Consider the following 15,549-nt stretch of genomic DNA (forward strand, 5'->3'; position numbering starts at 1 on the left):
CTGCGGACTACGGGTTGAGGCCGTGTTCGCGGAGCCAGGGCTCGGGGTCGATCGGGTCGCCGCCGCCGGGCAGGACCTCGAAGTGCACGTGCGGCCCGGTCGTGTTACCGGTGACGCCGATCGCGCCGACCTGGTCGCCGGCCGCGACGCTGTCGCCGACAGACACGGTGAACTCGGACATGTGGCTGTACGACGTGACGGTGCCGTCGGCATGGCGGACCTTCACCTGCCGGCCGTAGGCGCCCTCGAAGTCGGCCTGGATCACCTCGCCGGCCATCACCGAGACGATCGGCGTACCGATCGGAGCGGCGAAGTCGAGGCCGGTGTGGTTGTGCGCCCAGCGTCCGCCGCCTTGGCCGAAGCGAGCGGTCAAGTGGTAACCGGTGGTCGGCAGAACGACCTTCGGCGCGGCCGCGGCCTTCGCTGCAGCGGCTGCCTTCGCGGCGGCAGCGGCCTTGGCCTGAGCGGCGGCCTTGGCGACGGCCGCCTCCTTGGCTGCCTGGAGCGCGATCGCCCGGCGCGCGGTCAACGTTGCTGTCGCGCTGAGTTTCGCTGCCCGGGCTGCCGCGAGCTGGGCGGCCGAGCTCTTGGTGGCCGCCTCCAGTGAGAGGTCGAAGCGGGACAGGTCGCGCGAGGCGAGCTGACGACGCTCGATCCGGGCGGCGGTCATCGACTCCAGCGAAGGATTCACGCTGGAGCTGCTGGGTGCGGTGGTGGCGTTCGAGGTCGAGCTGATGCTGATCGCGCTGGTGCCGGCGGCTGCGGCGAGTGCCGCGGTCAGACCGACGAGCTGAACACCGCGCACGGTGTTCCGCCGGGTCAGGCGGTGCTTCGCCACCCGACGCGAGCCGGACGAACGGCGAGGTGTCGCGCGTTCTGCTTCCGACACGTCATGGTGAGGGGACACGAGAGCCTTCCAGAGTCGAGTGGCCGCCGGGGTCGTCCCGAGCGGCTCACCGACCATAACGATGAGATCACGAAGACCTCAAATGCGGACTGCGATCGAATCCCGGAATTCGGTGACTGTTCGTAGTGAAGATCCTCCGGTTCGTGGCGGCTCAGGCGTGAGCGCCGGCTCGGAATGGTTGAAAGTGGACGTGACCGGGATCACTCGCGTCGGACCGTTTCGGGACCCCTCGAAGCCGTTATAGAGCGTCCAAATATTGAGAGCTTTGTCTACTGACTTACTAATCTTTCGATGTCCTCCCATACTGGAAGTCGGCCCCAGAGGAAGGAGACGCAGATGACAGGCCAGGCCCCCCGCGCGCTCGCCTACTACCGTCTCCACATCGATCTGCTGCGCGTCTCCAGCGCTCTGTGTCTGCTGTAGCCGACTGAGCCCTACCGCTGTGTCCACGACGGCCCGTCGGTCGTCTGCTGCGCCCTGCCCGCGTCTGGCGGCGGCGCCTGTTTGGCCTGCCTGACTCACCCCGCCCGGGAGAAGACTGTGTCGATCACCTCACTGCCCTCGGCATCGACTGCCGCGGATCCCCCCGAAACCGTTGCCCTGCAGGATTCCGAGCTGACCGTGGTCGGCCGGCGGCATCCCTGGCGCTGGGCCGGTGTCGCCGTCGTCCTGGTCCTGCTCGCCATGTTCGTGCACGGCCTGATCACCAACCCTGGTTGGGAATGGCCGACGTTCTTCCAGTTCTTCACCACCAGAACGATCTTCTCCGCCTTGGGGGTGACGATCCGGCTGACCGTGTACGGCACGGTGCTCGGCTTCGCGCTCGGTGCCGTGATCGCCTCGATGCGGTTGTCCAGAAGCCCTTTCCTGCAAGTGGTTTCGTGGGGTTACATCTGGGCGTTCCGGTCGATCCCGCTGATCGTGCAGTTGCTCTTCTGGTTCAACCTCGCCTACCTGTACCAGGAGCTGAGTCTCGGCATCCCGTTCGGACCGGAGTTCGTGCACTTCAGCACGAACAACCTGTTCGGCCCGCTGGGCGCCGCAGTACTGGGTCTTGCTCTGCATCAGGCCGCGTACGCCGCCGAGATCATCCGTGGCGGCATCATCTCGGTGGACGCCGGACAGCTCGAAGCCGCTGCCGCGCTGGGGATTCCGAGGCTGCGGCAGTTCTTCCGGATCGTTCTGCCACAGGCGATGCGGTCGATCCTGCCCAATGCCGCGAACGAGGTGATCAGCCTGTTCAAGGGCACTTCGATCGTCTCGGTGATGGCGATCCCGGAGCTGTTCTACCAGGTACAGGTGATCTACGGCCGCAACAGCCGCGTCGTACCTCTGCTGATGGTGGCCACCGTCTGGTACATCGTGCTGACCACGCTGCTCTCGATCGCACAGTTCTATGTCGAGCGGTACTTCGCCCGCGGTACGACCCGTGAGTTGCCGCCGACACCCATCCAGCGCGTACGGCGTGGTTGGCGCGCGCTGCAGCTCAAGGCCCGGGCGGCGTGATGAGCAACGCGATGGTCTCGCTGCAAGGCGTACACAAGAGCTTCGGTGACCTCCAGGTGTTGAAGGGCGTGGATCTTGAGGTCCGGGCCGGCACGGTCACCGTGATCCTCGGTCCGTCCGGTTCCGGCAAGTCGACGTTGCTGCGCTCGATCAACCATCTGGAGAAGGTGGACAAGGGCCTGATCCGGATCGACGGCCGGCTGGTCGGATACCGGCGGCGCGGCGACAAGCTGCACGAGTTGCGCGAGCGCGAGATCCTCCAGCAGCGGTCGCAGGTCGGGTTCGTCTTCCAGAACTTCAATCTGTTCGGGCATCTGACCGCTCTGCAGAACGTCGTCGAAGCGCCGGTGTCGGCCCAGCGTCGCAAGCGATCCGCGGTCGAACCGTTCGCCTTGGAGTTGCTCGAGCGGGTCGGCGTCGGCGACAAGGCCCATGTCTATCCCCGGCAGCTGTCCGGTGGTCAGCAGCAGCGGGTCGCGATCGCCCGGGCGCTGGCGTTGCGTCCGAAGGTGCTGCTCTTCGACGAACCAACCAGCGCACTCGATCCGGAGCTCGTCGGTGAGGTCCTCGACGTGATCAAGGAACTCGCCCGGGCCGGCGACACGATGGTCGTGGTCACCCATGAGATCGGCTTTGCCCGCGAGGTCGCCGACACGGTCGTGTTCATGGACGACGGCCGGATCGTCGAGTCCGGCCCGCCTGCCGCAGTACTGGACAACCCCACCCACGAGCGCACGCGCTCCTTCATCTCCAAGGTCCTCTGATGCCTTCCGTACGCCGTACTCCCGTGCTCGCCGTCGTTCTCGCTGCCCTGCTGCTGGCCGGGTGTGGTGCCGAGCCGCCGCAGACCAGCGCGGAGCTCGGGGTGAACGCCTCGGCCTCGCAGGATCGCGTGGTGGCGGTCAAGAACGAGGCGGCCGCCGCGCTGCTTCCGGAGAAGATCCGGGCGCGCGGGACGCTGATCGTGGGCGCCGGGTTCGGCAGCGGGAACCCGCCATTGGGATTCATTGCCGATGACAACAAAACGCCGATCGGCATCGAGGTCGACCTGGCGTACCTGGTCGCCGGGGCGCTCGGGCTGAAGCCGGAGATCCAGGTGACGAGCTGGGAGAACCTGTTCCTCGGGATCGACTCCGCGAAGTACGACGCCGGTTTCTCCAACATCACCGTGACGGAGAAGCGCAAGCAGAAGTACGACTTCGCGACCTACCGCAAGGACGACATCGCCTTCGAGGCGAAGAAGGGCTCGTCGTGGAAGGTCTCGTCCGGTAAGGATGTCGCCGGCAAGACGATCGCGGTCTCGTCCGGGACGAACCAGGAGAAGATCCTGGTCGACTGGAACGAGGTGAACGTCGAAGCCGGGTTGCCGGCGGCAACGATCAGGTACTTCGCGAATCAGACCGACACGTATCTGGCGCTGACGTCGGGACGGATCGACGCCTATCTCGGGCCGAACCCGTCGATCGCCTACCACGTGAAGACCAGCGGCCAGACCGAGACGGTCGGCAAGTTCTCCGGCGCCGGACCGACGCTGCAGGGGTTGATCGCGGCGACGACGAAGAAGGACGACGGGCTGGTCAAGGCCTATCAGGCGGCCATCAACGCGGTGATCGCGGATGGCTCCTACGCCAAGGTGCTCGCCCGCTGGAACGTCTCCAGCGAAGCGGTCCAGCGGTCCGAGATCAATCCACCCGGCCTCCCCCTCACGAGCTGAAGGACACGCAGATGAAGAAGACAGTGCCGGCCCTCGCCAGCTTGGTGATCGGGCTGCTGGTGGTGAGTGGGTGCGCGGATCCGGTCGCGGAAGCACCTCGCGGTGGCGATGCGTCCGTTGTTTCGTTCGACACGTCGGCGGGGCAGCAGCACATCACGTCCGCCAAGGTGGACTCGATCGCGACCGAGTTGCCGGCCACGGTGCGGGCCAGCGGGAAGCTGGTGGTGGGGAGTGGATCCGCCGGCGGCGGGTTGCCGCCGTTGGCGTTCACGGCGGATGACAACAAGACGCCGATCGGGGTGGAGATCGACATCGCCTACCTGGTGGCCGGCGTACTGGGACTGAAGCCCGAGATTCAGACGACCAGCTGGGAGAACCTCTTCCTCGGGATCGACTCGGGGAAGTACCAGGTCGGCGTCTCCAACATCGGGGTGTCGGAACTCCGGAAGGAGAAGTACGACTTCGCGACGTACCGCCTCGGCCTGCACGCTTTCGAGGCCAAGAAGGGCTCCGGGCTGAAGGTCGGTGGTCCGGCCGACATCGCGGGGAAGACGATCGCGGTCGGTTCGGGCACCCTGCAGGAGGCGATCCTGCTCGACTGGAACAAGCAGAACCTCGCCGCCGGCCGCCCGGCCGCGACCCCGAAGTACTACCAGTCCGCGACCGACTACTACCTCGCCCTCGAATCCGGCCGGGTCGATCTGTACCTCGGCCCGAACCCGACCGCGACCTATCACGTGGCGACCGCGGGCAAGACCGAGATCGTCGGCACGGTCTCGTCGAGCTATCCCGTCCAGGGGCTCGTCGGCGTGACGACCAAGAAGAACAACGGCTTGGTGAAGGCGCTCGCCGACGCGCTGAACGCGGCGATCGCCGACGGCAGCTACGCGAAGGTCCTGCAGAAATGGGGCCTGTCGGCCGAAGCGGTGCCGAAGTCGCTGGTGAATCCGCCCGGACTGCCCAAAGACAAGCAGAAGTGAGAGGAGCAGCGACTGATGGCAACCATCGCAACCATCTCCAGCAGCCCGTCCGACATCTCCCGCACTGACGCCGTGCTCTCGTACGTGACGAAACGACTGCTCAGCCACGGCCATCACGTGACGCCGATCGTACTGCGCGATCTCCCGGCCGAGCCGTTGCTGCGCGGCCGTGCGGACGACCCCGTCATCCAAACCGCGATCGACACCCTCGCCGCGGCCGACGCCGTGGTGGTGACGACACCTGTCTACAAAGCCGCGTACTCCGGTCTGCTCAAGGTCTTCCTCGACCTGCTTCCGCAGTACGCGTTGCGTGGCAAGACGGTGTTGCCGTTGGCAACGGGCGGTACGCCGGCGCACGTACTGGTGATCGACTATGCCCTGCGCCCCGTCCTCACCAGTCTCGGCGCGGGCGCGATCGGTCAGGGCTGGTTCGTGCTGTCCTCGCATGTCCGCCTGTACGACGGCGGCGGGCTGCTGCTCGATCCGGCGGCTTCGGCGCCGCTCTACCAGGTCACCGAGGCATTCCTGTCGACCGTCGCCGGTCAGCCCTCGGTCTCGGTCTCGGTCGCGCCGGTAGAGACGGCGGCTTTGGAGATCGTCCGGGCGCGACCGGAGGACCCCGAAGCGGCGCCGCTGCTCGCCGATCTGGTCGTGGAATACAGCACTCGCTACGGCCGGACCAACGAGAACACCCTGCTCACCGAGGTCCCGCCGTCGGACTTCCATCGCGAGCGCGGTGGCGCCTTCGTCCTGCTCCGGCGCGACGGAGTAACCGTTGCCGGGGGCGCCATTCGCCGGTACGACGACGAGACGGCGGAGGTGAAGCGGATGTGGACCTCGCATCTGCATCGTCGGCAGGGTCTCGGCCGCAAGGTGCTGGCCGAGCTCGAGCTGGCAGCAGCCGATCTGGGATACCGCAACCTCTACCTGACCACCGGACCGCGGCAACCCGAGGCGGCTGCGCTCTATTTGGCTGCCGGGTTCGAGCCACAGTTCGACCTCGAGGCCGATCCCGAGTCGATCGGGCCGCTGCCGTTCCGCAAGTCGGTCCCGGTGCGGCTGCAGGTGGCGTCATGAGCCGGCGACTGATCACCGCGCTCGACATCGACGGTGCAGGCGGCCACCCCGCGGCGTGGCGAGGCTCCGAGATCGACCCGGCCGCGATTCTCTCCGGTGAGCTCGCGGTCCGCGCGGTCCAGCGGGCCGAGGCAGCAGGTGTTGACCTCGCGACCTTCGCCGACGCGCTCGAAGCGCCGGCCGACGTACCGGAGCGGGTCGGTGCCCGGCTGGACGCGATCGGGCTGGCCGCGCGGATTGCGCCGGTCACCGACCGGATCGGACTGGTTCCGACGCTGACCGTCACTCACACCGAGCCGTTCCATTTGCAGGCGTCGGTGGCGACGCTCGACCACATTTCTTCCGGCCGGGCAGGCTGGCTGGTCGACGTCTCGTCCTCGGAGGAAGCGGCCGCAGTGATCGGGCGACGCGAGCCGGCTCCGGCCGCTGAGACCTGGCGCGAGGCGCGGTATGTCGTGGATGTCAGTCGTCGGTTGTGGGACTCGTGGGAGGACGACGCGATCATCCGCGATGCGGCGACCGGACGGTTCGTGGATCGGGAGCGGATTCATTACGTCGATTTCGAGAGCCCGTCGTTCGCGATCAAGGGGCCGTCGATCGTGCCGAGGCCGCCGCAGGGACACCCGCTGACAGTTGTCCGGGTCGCCTCGGAGGAAGCGCTCCAGGCCGTTGGCGAAGCGGACGTGGTCCTGCTGCCGGGTACTGCGGACCTGGCCGACCGGCTGGCCGCAGTACGGGCTGCTGGGTCGAAGCCGCGCGTGCTGATCTCCGTCAGTGTGCTGCTCGACGGAAACACGGCAAACGCTGTACGGCGTGCTGATGGCGCCGAGCAGCTGGATCACATCGGTGGCGTGGAACGGCTCGCCGATCTGATCGCCGAATGGTCGCAGGCCGGTGTGGACGGGATTCATCTGCGGCCGGCGTCGCTGGAGCTCGACGTACCGGTGATCGCGTCGAAGCTGCTTCCGCTGTTGCGGGAACGGCGGTTGGCCGGGCCGGCGGTTGGTCGGGCCGTGACGCTGCGGACGCGGCTGGGGCTGCGTCATCCGGCGAATCGCTATGCGGTGGGAGGACGGCAATGACGAAGCAGATCCACCTTGCCGCGCACTTTCCGGGGGTCAACAACACCACGGTCTGGTCCGACCCGGAGTCGGGGTCGCAGATCGACTTCGCGTCGTTCCGGCACCTGGCGGAAACGGCCGAGCGGGGCACCTTCGACTTCTTCTTCCTGGCCGAGGGTCTGCGGCTGCGGGAGGTGAAGGGCCGCATCCACGACCTTGACGTCGTCGGGCGGCCGGAGTCCTTGACCGTGCTGAGCGCCCTCGCCGCGGTGACCACGCATCTCGGCCTCGCGGCGACGGTGAACTCGACGTTCAACGAGCCGTACGAACTGGCGAAACGGCTGGCGACCTTGGACCACCTGTCCGGCGGACGGGCGGCCTGGAACGTCGTCACGTCCTGGGACGCCTTCACCGGTGAGAACTTCCGCCGCGGCGGGTTCCTCGACAAGGCCGATCGGTACGTCCGTGCGCAGGAGTCACTCCGGATCGTGCGCAAGCTGTGGAACTCGTGGACCGCCGACGATCTGGTCCTCGCCCAGCAGGCCGGGGTCTTCGCCCGTGAAGGCGCTGGGGCCTTCGCGGACGAAGGCCCGCACTTCGACGTACGAGGGCGGTTCGGGCTGCCGCCTTCTCCACAAGGGCATCCGGTGGTGATCCAGGCCGGTGACAGCGACCAGGGGCGGGAGTTCGCGGCTGAGAGTGCTGAGGTGATCTTCAGCCGGCACGGATCGTTCGAGGCCGGGCAGACTTTCTACAAGGATGTGAAGGCCCGGCTCGCGCGGTACGGGCGGGCTGAAGAGTCGTTGAAGATCATGCCGGCGGTGACGGTGGTGGTTGCCGACAACGATGCCGAGGCCGAGGAGAAGGCCCGGCACATTCGGGAGCAGCAAGTTTCCGGGCCGACGGCGATCGTGCTGGCCGAGTTGCTGTGGGGGCGCGATCTGTCGGCGTACGACCCGGACGGGCCGTTGCCGAGCGAGGATCCGGTCGTCGGTTCGGGTGTCACGCAGGGGCGGGTCGGGTTCAACGATCCGGGGCCGATCGTGGCCGAGTGGCGGGCCCAGGCGGAGGCGAACGGATGGTCGCTGCGGGAGACCGTGATCAACCAGCAGAACCGGCAAACGTTTGTCGGATCGGCCGCGACGGTCGCCGAGGCGATGAACCGGCATGTGCAGGAGGACGCGGCCGACGGCTTCGTGCTGGTGCCGCATCTGACACCGGGTGGGCTGGACCCCTTTGTGGATCAGGTGGTTCCGTTGTTGCGCGAGCGTGGAGTGTTCCGCTCGTCGTACGCGGGCACGACCCTGCGCGACCATCTCGGACTCACCCGATGACCGCGGTGGTGCGTCCATTGGTTGCTGCAGGCAATGACCGGCAGGCCGGCCTGCCCCCAGATGAAGGCCTGCGGCCACTCGGATTCGACGACGTCGCGACGGTGGTGTTCGTCGGCGGAGGGCCGCGGACTGTGGGCTTGCTGGAGCGGTTCGCGGCCAGTGCTGACGAATTGCTGGGCGGGCGTGAGGTGCGTATCCATGTGGTGGATCCGTATCCGGCCGGTGGTGGGCGGATCTGGCGCCGGGAGCAGTCGCGGTTGCTGTGGATGAACTCGATGACCTCCGACGTCACGATCTTCACCGACGAGTCGGTCGACTGCGAGGGTCCGATCGTCGCCGGCCCCGACCTGGCGACCTGGGTCGCGGGCATCGGAGCAACCCGCTTGGAGGAAGCCGGCCTGGAACCCTCGGGCCCGATGGACTTCCCACCGCGGTTGCTCCAGGCGGAATACCTCGCCTGGGCCTGGGACCGCGTCGTCCAGTCCCTCCCTCCCTCGGTAACAGTCCAAACCCACCTCACCCGAGCTGTCGATCTCACCAGCATCCCTCCACCCAACGGCGGCCCTCGTCGCGGCAGCGGGGCCGTGGGTAGTCGGGTGGTGCTTGGGTCGGGGGAGGTGATTGATGCGGACCTTGTCGTGTTGGCGTTGGGGTATCTGGATCGGGAGCCGACGGTCGAGCAGGCTGCTTGGAGTGCGGCGGCGGCGGACGCTGGGCTGACGTACATCGGGCCGGGGTATACCGCCGACATCGAGCTGGGTGACCTGCAGGCGAAGGAAAACGTTGTCGTCCGTGGCTTCGGGCAGGCGTTCATCGACTTGATGGTGTTGCTCACCGAAGGCCGTGGCGGCTGGTACGACGAGTGTGGCGGACTGCTCAGCTACCACCCGTCCGGCAACGAACCGATCCTGTACGTCGGCTCCCGGCGCGGCGTGCCGTACCACGCAAAGCTCGGCTACACCGTCGCCGGAGCGACGCCGGTCCCCACGCGGTACCTGACCGCCGCGGCGCTGGACCGGCTGGGTCCCGGCGTGCTCGACTTCCAGACGCAAGTGCGGCCGTTGGTCGAGAAGGAGCTGACCTTCGCCCACTACCAGCAGTTGTTCACAGCCCATCCGGAGCGCACCCGCTGGAGCTGGGAGCGGTTCCTTTCCGTCCTCGACGGAAACTTTCCGCACGATCCGGAATTTGTTTCCGCGGTTTCCGCGGCGGTTCCTGCTGCCGAGGACCGCTTCGTGCCGGCCGAGGTGGACCGGCCTCTGGACGGGCAGGTCTTCGCAGATCACGGCCGCCTTGAGCGGACACTCGTCGAGCTGATCGAGACAGATCTGCTGCGCCGGGCCGACCCGCAGTACTCGCCAGATCTTGCCGTCTTCAATGCCCTGCTGAGTGTGTACAGCGTGCTCTCGGCAGCGATCACCGCCGGCCGGCTGTCCGACGAGGATCGGGTTCGGCACGTCGAGACAGAGTGGCACGGGTTCTTCTCGTTCGTGGCGAGCGGGCCGCCGCCGCGCCGGCTCGAGGAACTGCTTGCTCTGCATCGCGCCGGGATCGTGCACTTCGCCGGCCCGGACCTAACGGTTGCCCTCAGCAAGGATCGCTTCGTCGCCACGAGTCCCGCGGTACCGGGCGTCGAGATCGAGGCCAGAGCCTTCGTCGAAGCACGGTTGCCGCGACCCGACGTCCTGGCTGCCACGGATCCGTTGGTTCGCGGGCTGTTGAGGTCGGGGCTGTTGGCCGCCGATCAGCTGATCGCCGCGGACGGCACCAGCCTCGGCGGTGGGCAGCTCAAGGCCGATGCGTCGTGCCGGGCGATCACAGCCGACGGCTCGGTCCACCCGACGCTGTTCCTGCTCGGTCCTTCGGTCTCGGGCTCGGCCGGCTCATCGGGCTTCTCCCGGCCGTACTTCAACGGCCCGGGCTTCCGTCAGAACGACGCGGTTGCCCGGCAACTCCTCCGCCAACTCGACGTCTCCTCGGCGACGTCTGCGCAGAAAGCAGGTCATCGTCATGCCAGTTGAGTTCCTCGGTATCGCCGGGACGAACCCGGCCAGTGAGGTCACACCGCGCACGGGCGGGGCGCTCGACTTGGAGTACACCGCCAAGCTGGCCAGGGCGCACGAGGACAACGGCTGGGACCGGATCCTCTTCGCTTATCACTCCGGTTCACCGGATCCTTCCCAGGTCGCGGCGTACGTGGCCGGCAAGACCGAACGGATCAACCTGGTGGTCGCGCACCGGCCGAACGTGGCCTATCCGACGCTGACCGCGAAAACGTTTGCGACTTTGGATCACCTGAGCGGCGGGCGGTTCGAAGTACACGTGATCACGGGTGGGTCGACTGCGGATCAGGCGGCCGAAGGAGACTTCCTCGGCAAGGACGAGCGGTACGAGCGGACCCGGGAGTTCATCCAGATCCTCAAGCAGGCTTGGACTTCCGAGCAGCGGTTCGACTTCACCGGCAAGCATTACCAGTTCGAGCAGTTCGTGGCCGACATCAAGCCGCTGCAGCAACCACGGCCGCGCATCTCCTTCGGTGGTTCGTCGGCGGCCGCCTACGCGGTCGGCGCGGTCGAGGCGGACATCTTCGCGTTGTGGGGTGAACCGCTGGCCGGCACCCGCGAGCAACTGGCGACGATCGACGCGGAAGCCGCGAAGGCGGGCCGGCCCGATCGGCCGGTCATCCAGATCGCGTTCCGGCCGATCCTGGCGCCGACCGAGGAACTCGCCTGGGCGAAGGCGGAGAGCATTCTCGGCCGGATCAAGGAGGTACAAGCCGGTGGTGGCGCAGCCCGCGGCCGGTACCGCGATCCACGGAAAACCCCGGAAAACGCCGGCTCGCAACGCTTGCTGAAGGCCGTCGAGGCCGGCGACCGACACGACCGCGCACTCTGGATGGCCCCGACCGGCCTCACCGGTGGCGGCGGAAACTCCACGGCACTGGTCGGTACGCCGGAGACCGTCGCCGCCGCGTTGCTCGACTACTACGACCTCGGCGTCCGGATCTTCTCCGCCCGCGGCTACGACATCTACGACGACGCGATCGACTTCGGTCGGTACGTCATCCCGCTGGTCCGCGAAGAAGTCGCCCACCGGGAGCACACCTCGCGACGGGGCCTGGCCTCATGAGCTACGAGAGCGAGTGGCAGCTCTGGCACGTCGCACGCGAGCAGGAGCTCAGTAGCGACTACGGCTGGCTCAGCATCACCGCGTTCGACTGGCTTGGTACTACGCCCGCAGAGCTTCCCGGACTGCCCGGCAAGTGGTGGACGGCAGAGGGCGTCGCACACGTCGAGGCGACCGGGTTGACGCTCGACGGTCAGCCGCTACTTGGTGCTGCCTCGGCCAGCGCGGCCGAGGCGGGCTCCCTGAGCTGGCTGTACTACGGCGACAAGCTGGCCGAACTCGTACTACGTGGTGGCCGCTATGCGATCCGGCAGCGCGACCCGAAGGCCGCTACGCGAATCGGGTTCAACGGCGTACCGGCGTACCCGGTGAATCCGCGGTGGAAGGTCACTGGGTACTTCACGCCGTTCTCCGAGCCGGAGCGAGTCGAGGTCGCGACGGCGCGCCCCGATCTGCGGCAGCACGTGACGGCAGTCGGCACGGTTCACGTCGCACTCGGCGAATCGGCGTACGAGCTGGTGGCTACGGCTGCGGGCGATGGGTTGGCCCTGTCGTTCCATGACGAGACGAACGGGGTGGAGACGGCTCGTTGGCGCACGCTGACCATTGGTCCTGTGCAGGGAGATGGGAGCGTGGCGTTGGACTTCAACCGGACCGTCAACCTGCCGTACGCCTTCACCGACTACGGGACCTGCCCGGCGCCAGTCGCCGGCAACAGGCTGGCTCTGCCCGTCACCGCGGGGGAGAAGGTGCCTCGGTGAGGTTCTGTACGTACACGCTGATCGACAACTCACCCGACCCGATCAGCGGGCGGCAGCTCACGACGTACGAGCGCTTCCAGCACGTGGTCCGGCAGGCGCAGTGGGCAGAGGAGCTGGGCTTCGACGGGTACGGCGTGGGGGAGCGGCATGCGCAGCGGTTCATCTCGTCCTCGCCGCCGGTGGTGCTCGCCTACATCGCGGCGGCGACCAGTCGGATCCGGCTGCTTACTACGGTGACTGTGCTGTCACTGCTCGATCCGGTGCGAGTGGCGGAGGACTACGCGACGTTGGATCAGCTGTCGGGTGGACGGCTCGACATCATCATCGGCAAGGGGAACGACCCGGACCAGAACGCGCTGTTCGGGTACGACCTGGACGGGCAGTGGGACCGGAACCGGGAGAAGTACGAGCTACTGCGACGGCTACTGCTGGAGACGGACGTGAGCTGGTCGGGTAGGTACCGTCCGGCGCTGTCCGGTGCGACTACGCAGCCGCGGCCCTTCCAGCAGCCGGGGATACCGATCTGGCACGGCTCTGCGTCGTCGACGGAGTCCACTGAACTAGCGGCGAAGTGGGGTGAGCCGTTGTTCTCTGCGAACGGGTTCCACCCGATGGCGAAGTACGCGGAGCTCATCGACCACTACCGGGAGCGCTGGGCGGCGTACGGGCGTGATCCTGCGGACGCGGTCGTCGGGGCGGGGTTCAACGGGCTCTATGTGAAGAAGACGTCGCAGGAGGCAGTGGAGGGCTACCGGCCGATCTTCGACGCGTTCATGGAGTCGCCGGGCGCACGGCACAACCAGTTGCCGTTCTCGACGCTCGAAGAGTTCCTGGCGGGCGGGTCGGTGCTGGTGGGGTCGCCGGAGCAGGTGATCGACAAGTTCGGGCGGTACCAGGAGGCGTTCGGGCATGAGCTGTCCGGCGTCTCATTGGAGGTCCCTGGGCTGCCCGAGGACGGGAACCGGGCCAGCGTGGAGATGTTCGTCACAGAGGTCGTCCCGGTACTGCGTACGGCGTACCCGAGTCGGGTCTGGGGTGGCTGACGCTTCTGCGTGGTCTGCCCCGAGCGCGGCTTGGTCTCATGCTCGGTTTCGTGCTGGATGCGGGGTCAAGGTCGGTGCTCGGGAGGCGGGAAAAGTGGTCGGAAGTGGGTCCGGGAGCCGGTATGCTTCTCGGGTCGGAGGAGGGGCCCGCACGGCTCGGTCGGCTCGATTTCGTATCGGGGCGGCGAGCGTGTAATCTCTCTCCTCGGTTCGCCCCTTTAGCTCAGTCGGCAGAGCGTCTCCATGGTAAGGAGAAGGTCTACGGTTCGATTCCGTAAAGGGGCTCTGAGAATCACCGTCCCGTCCGGCCCGCCGGATGGGATGATGAACTCTCTGGCGGGGTAGCTCAGGTGGTTAGAGCACACGGCTCATAATCGTGGTGTCGCGGGTTCGACTCCCGCCCCCGCTACCCACCATCGCAGTACTCGAGAGTGCGATCACCCAAGTTGCGCACTCCTGATCAAGAAGAGGCACCAGTGGCCAAGTCGACCGACGTCCGCCCGAAGATCACGCTCGCGTGCACCGTGTGCAAGGAGCGCAACTACATCACCAAGAAGAACCGGCGCAACGACCCGGACCGTCTTGAGCTGAAGAAGTACTGCGCCCGCTGCAACGACCACACCGACCACCGCGAAACCCGCTGACCCAGCAGTTTCGCTGGTCCCCCCAGCACCCAAAAGGGCCGCTCCTCACCCGGAGCGGCCCTTTCGCTGTGCCCGCTACTTCCCACGCGGCTCCTGCGTCGCCGCTCCCGCCCCCGTGGTCGCCGCTCCTTCGTCGCGGCTCGGTTGGGATCGGGCCAGCCGAGATTGCTCAGGCCGGCTGTGCCCTCGGTCGTAGGGCTGACCCGGTGCTGCGGAAGGTTGCCCACTAGATCCACTTCTCCGGTCGACGCCGTTCGGCTCGAAGTTTCGGATCGTAGATTGCTTCTGGAAGCTGGGATCGGCGCAGTGCAGTCTCGTTGATGCTGAAGTACCCCACATCGGTGAAGCGCTTGTGAGGCTTTGGGTTGCCTGGCGGCATGGCCAGGATCACTTGCTGCGCAGGCTGGACCAGCTTGACCGCCCGTACAGCTGGCGCAAAGTCCGAATCGGCGCTGACGAGCAGTGTGAGATCCGCGAGGCCGTTGGCAGCATCTGCGACCATGGCCGCAGCCAGGGCGACGTCCGTTTCCTTCTCCTCGTAAGACCTGACCTTCCGTGGGCACTGACACAACCAGTCTTCCGAGCACAGCTTGCAGGGGGCCAGCTTCTTCGGCTTGAACCAGCCGAGCTGGAGATGGAAGGTCGGGCCAGAGTGGGATTGAAGGGCCTCCAGATAGTGCTTCTGCCTGGCTGCGGCCTCAGGCTCACTGCGGACCAACGCGGTGTAGTAACGCACTGCGGTGACCTCATCTTCTGGCCGTAGACGGCGCATGAGTTCGACAAGATCGAGCCAGAGGTACCTTCGGGCGAACTTGCTTTTCATTCCGTAGTAAAGATTGAAGCCGTCGATGTACGCCGCGACGGTTGCCATGATGGATCCCCCAGATGCGACCGTCCGGCTGGGACGGTGCGTGATAAAGTCGAGCTATCGATGCCGGTACGGCCGGCTGGAATGGCCCCCGCAAGGGGGCCGTTTTTTTGTGCGGATCCCCCTCCGGCCAGTCACTGTCGGTTATATCGCTCTCTACCGACAGTTCCCAAAAACGGTGAGATGAGCATCGGCAGGTCGACTTTGGCTTGCGGCGCGAAGGCTGTGCCCTGCGCCGCGTGGAGCGGCGAAGGTGGGCGTCGGGAGACCGATGACGCGGGAGACGACTGGCTCCTCGGCGTGGCTTTTTCGGGCTTCTACGGTGCCCCCGAAGGCCTTTGTTGAGTCGCGACGAAGACATCGGCGAGCCCCGGCGGGCGGGAGCGCCGACGGAGGAGGTGCGTGGGGGATTTGCCCCCGCAGTACCAGAGGTTCTAGATGTACTCGGTCAGTAGGTTGGTGACAGTCGGCTGATGGGTGGTCGGCCGCCGAGTGCGGTGTGTCGGCGTTGATTGTTGTAGAAGTCGA

Annotated in this window: 15 protein-coding genes and 2 tRNA genes; 15 read left to right on the top strand and 2 right to left on the bottom strand. The window is 66.8% G+C overall.

What is annotated here, in order from left to right; translation table 11 throughout:
- Positions 1-7: 7 nt before the first annotated feature.
- Positions 8-838, bottom strand: a complete 831-nt coding sequence (locus tag DIZ26_RS36205) for a M23 family metallopeptidase (RefSeq protein ID WP_112249079.1) — start codon at positions 836-838, stop codon at positions 8-10.
- A 405-nt stretch (positions 839-1,243) separates the two neighbouring features.
- Between DIZ26_RS36205 and DIZ26_RS39105 the strand changes: the two genes are divergently transcribed.
- The 15 genes from DIZ26_RS39105 (at position 1,244) to rpmG (ending at position 14,153) form a co-directional block, all read left to right on the top strand.
- Positions 1,244-1,330: a putative leader peptide gene (locus tag DIZ26_RS39105; protein ID WP_408610304.1), complete on the top strand. Its 87-nt coding sequence runs from the start codon at positions 1,244-1,246 to the stop codon at positions 1,328-1,330.
- A 117-nt stretch (positions 1,331-1,447) separates the two neighbouring features.
- On the top strand, positions 1,448-2,413 hold the full coding sequence (locus tag DIZ26_RS36210) for an amino acid ABC transporter permease (protein ID WP_112249080.1): 966 nt from the start codon (positions 1,448-1,450) through the stop codon (positions 2,411-2,413).
- The gene (locus DIZ26_RS36215; protein WP_112249081.1) at positions 2,413-3,177 is read left to right on the top strand and encodes an amino acid ABC transporter ATP-binding protein; all 765 of its coding nucleotides are present in this window, start codon (positions 2,413-2,415) and stop codon (positions 3,175-3,177) included. The genes DIZ26_RS36210 and DIZ26_RS36215 overlap by 1 nt, the downstream gene beginning before the upstream one ends.
- Positions 3,177-4,127 carry an ABC transporter substrate-binding protein gene (locus tag DIZ26_RS36220; protein ID WP_112249082.1) on the top strand — a complete coding sequence of 317 codons (951 nt, stop codon included), beginning with the start codon at positions 3,177-3,179 and terminating at the stop codon, positions 4,125-4,127. Before DIZ26_RS36215 ends, DIZ26_RS36220 begins: the two co-directional genes overlap by 1 nt.
- Positions 4,128-4,138: 11 nt before the next feature.
- On the top strand, positions 4,139-5,107 hold the full coding sequence (locus tag DIZ26_RS36225; protein ID WP_112249083.1) for an ABC transporter substrate-binding protein: 969 nt from the start codon (positions 4,139-4,141) through the stop codon (positions 5,105-5,107).
- Positions 5,108-5,122: 15 nt separating this feature from the next.
- Entirely contained in the window at positions 5,123-6,184 is a 1,062-nt protein-coding gene (gene ssuE / locus DIZ26_RS36230; RefSeq protein ID WP_112249084.1) for an NADPH-dependent FMN reductase, read from the top strand.
- A complete protein-coding gene (locus tag DIZ26_RS36235; RefSeq protein ID WP_112249085.1) occupies positions 6,181-7,266 on the top strand; it encodes an LLM class flavin-dependent oxidoreductase in 1,086 nt (361 codons plus the stop codon). The genes ssuE and DIZ26_RS36235 overlap by 4 nt, the downstream gene beginning before the upstream one ends.
- Positions 7,263-8,579, top strand: a complete 1,317-nt coding sequence (locus DIZ26_RS36240) for an NtaA/DmoA family FMN-dependent monooxygenase (RefSeq protein WP_112249086.1) — start codon at positions 7,263-7,265, stop codon at positions 8,577-8,579. Before DIZ26_RS36235 ends, DIZ26_RS36240 begins: the two co-directional genes overlap by 4 nt.
- The gene (locus DIZ26_RS36245; protein WP_112249087.1) at positions 8,576-10,600 is read left to right on the top strand and encodes an FAD/NAD(P)-binding protein; all 2,025 of its coding nucleotides are present in this window, start codon (positions 8,576-8,578) and stop codon (positions 10,598-10,600) included. Before DIZ26_RS36240 ends, DIZ26_RS36245 begins: the two co-directional genes overlap by 4 nt.
- Entirely contained in the window at positions 10,590-11,708 is a 1,119-nt protein-coding gene (locus tag DIZ26_RS36250; protein WP_112249088.1) for an LLM class flavin-dependent oxidoreductase, read from the top strand. The genes DIZ26_RS36245 and DIZ26_RS36250 overlap by 11 nt, the downstream gene beginning before the upstream one ends.
- The gene (locus DIZ26_RS36255; protein ID WP_112249089.1) at positions 11,705-12,466 is read left to right on the top strand and encodes a DUF1684 domain-containing protein; all 762 of its coding nucleotides are present in this window, start codon (positions 11,705-11,707) and stop codon (positions 12,464-12,466) included. Before DIZ26_RS36250 ends, DIZ26_RS36255 begins: the two co-directional genes overlap by 4 nt.
- Positions 12,463-13,509 carry an LLM class flavin-dependent oxidoreductase gene (locus DIZ26_RS36260; RefSeq protein WP_112249090.1) on the top strand — a complete coding sequence of 349 codons (1,047 nt, stop codon included), beginning with the start codon at positions 12,463-12,465 and terminating at the stop codon, positions 13,507-13,509. The genes DIZ26_RS36255 and DIZ26_RS36260 overlap by 4 nt, the downstream gene beginning before the upstream one ends.
- Positions 13,510-13,721: 212 nt before the next feature.
- Positions 13,722-13,794, top strand: a tRNA-Thr gene (locus DIZ26_RS36265).
- A gap of 50 nt (positions 13,795-13,844) precedes the next feature.
- Positions 13,845-13,918, top strand: a tRNA-Met gene (locus tag DIZ26_RS36270).
- A 67-nt stretch (positions 13,919-13,985) separates the two neighbouring features.
- The gene (gene rpmG / locus DIZ26_RS36275; protein WP_112249091.1) at positions 13,986-14,153 is read left to right on the top strand and encodes a 50S ribosomal protein L33; all 168 of its coding nucleotides are present in this window, start codon (positions 13,986-13,988) and stop codon (positions 14,151-14,153) included.
- A gap of 226 nt (positions 14,154-14,379) precedes the next feature.
- Here the strand turns inward: rpmG and DIZ26_RS36280 are convergent, their stop codons facing one another.
- Positions 14,380-15,024 carry an NYN domain-containing protein gene (locus tag DIZ26_RS36280; RefSeq protein WP_112249092.1) on the bottom strand — a complete coding sequence of 215 codons (645 nt, stop codon included), beginning with the start codon at positions 15,022-15,024 and terminating at the stop codon, positions 14,380-14,382.
- Positions 15,025-15,549: the final 525 nt, after the last annotated feature.

Origin of the sequence: Kribbella monticola, from assembly GCF_003261635.1 — a bacterium.
Lineage (GTDB): Bacteria > Actinomycetota > Actinomycetes > Propionibacteriales > Kribbellaceae > Kribbella > Kribbella monticola.